The sequence below is a fragment of the Caminibacter sp. genome, assembly GCF_053999135.1.
On sequence record NZ_JBMXVQ010000092.1, the window covers coordinates 1 to 3,450 of the forward strand.

Annotated in this window: 3 protein-coding genes; all 3 read left to right on the forward strand. The window is 37.6% G+C overall.

Features of this window, described 5'->3' with window-relative positions:
• On the forward strand, positions 1-1,268 hold a 1,268-nt coding region (locus ACXJH6_RS07215), incomplete at its 5' end, for an ATP-binding cassette domain-containing protein (protein WP_456471081.1).
• Entirely contained in the window at positions 1,265-2,368 is a 1,104-nt protein-coding gene (locus tag ACXJH6_RS07220) for an ABC transporter permease (RefSeq protein WP_456471082.1), read from the forward strand. The genes ACXJH6_RS07215 and ACXJH6_RS07220, both read left to right, overlap by 4 nt.
• The gene (locus tag ACXJH6_RS07225; RefSeq protein WP_456471083.1) at positions 2,365-3,444 is read left to right on the forward strand and encodes an ABC transporter permease; all 1,080 of its coding nucleotides are present in this window, start codon (positions 2,365-2,367) and stop codon (positions 3,442-3,444) included. Before ACXJH6_RS07220 ends, ACXJH6_RS07225 begins: the two co-directional genes overlap by 4 nt.
• The last annotated feature ends 6 nt before the right edge of the window (positions 3,445-3,450 follow it).

Consider the following 3,450-nt stretch of genomic DNA (forward strand, 5'->3'; position numbering starts at 1 on the left):
TCGAATATGAAAAACGCCTTTTAAACATGGCGGGGCTTTATGAGTTTCAGGACAGACTTGCCGGACATCTAAGCGGCGGTATGAGACAGAAACTTTCACTAATCCTGGCCCTTCTTCCCCGTCCCAAACTGTTAATCTTGGACGAGCCGACAACCGGGGTTGACCCGATAAGCAGAAGGGAACTTTGGGATATAGTTGACGGGGTTAGACAAAAAGAAGGGATAATCGCCCTTATTTCCACGGCGTATATGCAGGAAGCCGAAAAAATGGATAAACTGCTTTTGTTTGACGAGGGTGAGGTAATAGCAAGGGGTAAAGCCGATGAACTTAAAGAGAGTATAAAAGATTACACATACGAAGGTGAGATTGAAAGTGAAGATTGTTTCAGCTTTAATAACAGGACATACTCCCTAAAACCTCTTAACTTAAAAAAAGCCCCTCCTTTGCTGGAAGGTGTATTTTTTGTAAACGCCCTTAAAAAAGGCAAAAAAAACCTGAAAATAAATTTAGAGGAAAAAGAGGCAAAACTTTCCGAAGTTGTCGTAAAAGCCGAGGGGCTTACCAAAAAATTCGGAAGCTTTATAGCGGACGACCATGTGGATCTGGAGCTTAAAAGCGGGGAGATTTTAGGGCTTCTGGGAGCAAACGGAGCCGGAAAAACCACGTTTATGAAAATGCTTTTAGGGCTTTATCCGATTGACGAGGGAGAATTGTATCTGCTTGGTAAGAGAATAAAATCTTATGAAGATAGACTTGAGCTTAAAAGCAAAATAGGCTATATGTCCCAAAGATTTGCCTTGTATGAGGAAATGAGCGTTAAAGAAAATATGGAATATTTTGCCAAAATGCATGATTTAAGCCCTAAAGAAACAAAAGAAAAAATCGAATATTTCTCAACGCTTTTCGGATTTAAAAAATATTTAAACGATTTTCCAAAAGACCTGCCCCTTGGAATTAACCAGAGGTTTTCACTTTCAGTCGCCCTTTTACACGAGCCTGTGGTTTTGTTTTTGGATGAGCCCACAAGCGGGGTCGATACGATAGCGAGGGCCACTTTTTGGAGGTTTTTAAGGGAAATTAAAGAAAAATGGAAAATTTCGATTCTGATAACCACCCATTATATGAGCGAAGCGGAATACTGCGACAGGGTTGTAGTGTTAAAAAGAGGCAAAAAAATAGTTGATGATGAAGTTAAAAAACTTCACGAAAAATTCCCGGGACTCTCTTTTGAAGAGATTTTTATCAAATATTATGAGGAGAACAAATGAAACTAGGGGTGGTAAAAGCGTATTTAAAAAAAGAGTTTATAGATTTGTGGCGTTCTAAAATGATTGTAATGGTATATTTAATCCCTGTGATGGTTATTATATTATTCGGATACGGTATCAGAATGGAGGTTACGCATTCAAGAACGGTGATAATCGACAGGGACAATACGAAAATGTCTCAGGAAATCATAAGGGCGTTCAGCACTACGAAATATTTTGACACAAAAGTTTTAAATATTACCGATAATGAGGCTTTAAGACTTATAAAGCAGAACAAAGCCGATTTATTTATAATAATTCCCCATAATTTTGAAAGAAATCTGATGCATTCAAGCGATTCCGAGGTTGCCGTATATATTGACGGAAGTTTTCCTCTTAGGGCCACTACCCTTGAAGGATACGTTCAGGGGGTGTTTTTAAATCTGCTTGAAAAAAACGGTGTTAAAGTGCCTTTTGAAATAAACCAGAGAAACTTTTTCAACGAATCCATGCGCGACGAAAACGGTGTAGTCCCCGGACTTATCGGGCTTACGATGCTTATAGCCCCGGCAATATTGGCAGCCCTTTTAATCGTAAAAGAAAAAGAAATCGGGACTATTTTTAATTTCTATTCATCCCCCGTTTCAAAAATAGAGTTTTTAATAGCAAAACTGACCCCGCCTTTTGTTTTATATTCACTGAATACGTTTATTCTGTTTTTAATAGCCGTTTATGTTTTTAATGTCCCCTTTAAGGGAAGTTTTCTGCTTTATTTTCTTTCAAGCGAAATTTATATCGTTATCAGTATCGGTATAGGGCTTTTGGTATCCATTATTACATCAAGGCAGGTTACCGCCCTTGTTTTGACGGTGCTTATTACGGTAATCCCCGGGTTTTTGTATTCCGGTATTATTATGCCGATTTCCTCAATGACAGGGGAAAGTTATATAGAAGCTCATATGTTTCCCGTAATGTATTACAATCATCTTTTGTATGATTCTTTTTTAATAGCCCAGGGATTTAATTCGCCAAAAAATGTGGAATACTTTTTTATTTTGATTTTTTATGCCGCCGCTTTGCTTTTTATCGGCTCTTTGCTTTTAAAAAAGGAGCTTAAATGAAAAAATTTTTAGCCGTATTTAAAAAAGAGATTCTTGTGTTTTTAAGAAACGTAATGCTTGTCTTTATACTGGTTTACGCTTTTACGTTTGATATTTATATAGCGGGGAATGGGGTTGAGGTGAAGCCAAGAAACGTAACCGTAGGATATGTAAATTATTCGGGGGAGCTTTTGCCACAGAAGATTTTAGCCCACCTTCACGCTCCCGAATTTAAAAAACCGAAAATGTTTTTAAATGAAAAAGAACTTAAAAAAGCGGTGTTTAACAAAGAGATAATGGTCGGCATTATTTTTGATAAGGATTTTGAAAAAAATTTTATTAAAAAAAGAGAAGCCCAGCTTAATGTAATTATAGATTCCACCGCGGCAGCTCAGGCTGAGGTGTCCGTTCAGTATTTAACCCAGACGATTTATTCCATGATTGACGGTAAAATGCCTGTAAATATTAAAATTTATAAACTTTTCAATCCGAATTCAAATTCAAAATGGTTTATGAGTCTGAGCGAGCTTTTAAGTGTTGTCACAATGCTGAGTCTTGTTTTGATAGCCGTTGTGTTTGTAAGGGAAAAAGAAGCAGGGACATGGGATATTATGCTTTTAATGCCGGTAAACGGGGCATTGATTATGTTTGCTAAAGTTTTTTCGCAGATTTTTATAATAACGGTAGGCCTTGTAATGGGAATAGGGCTTATACTGTTTGGAGTGTTCGGGGTGCCGATAAACGGAAATCTGTTTTATTTTTTCCTTTTAACGTTTTTCTTTATAATGGCTATGGGAGGAATTGCCCTTGTAATTGCCGCTTATTCAAACAGCGTCCTTGAAGTTTCCCAATATACCGTTTTGGTTATTATGCCGCTTTTGTTTTTAAGCGGGGCTTGGACGCCGATTCATTCTATGGCGCCCTGGCTTCAAAAACTCAGCATTATCTCACCGGTAAAATACTATATTGAAGGTGCCCAGTCCATATTTTTCAGGGGAACGGAATTTATTGATTTGCTGCCTTATTTTACCGGAGAGATTGTAATAGGTGCTGTTTTGTTTTATTTGGGATACAGAAGAATGGGGAAACTGTTCTAAAGAATG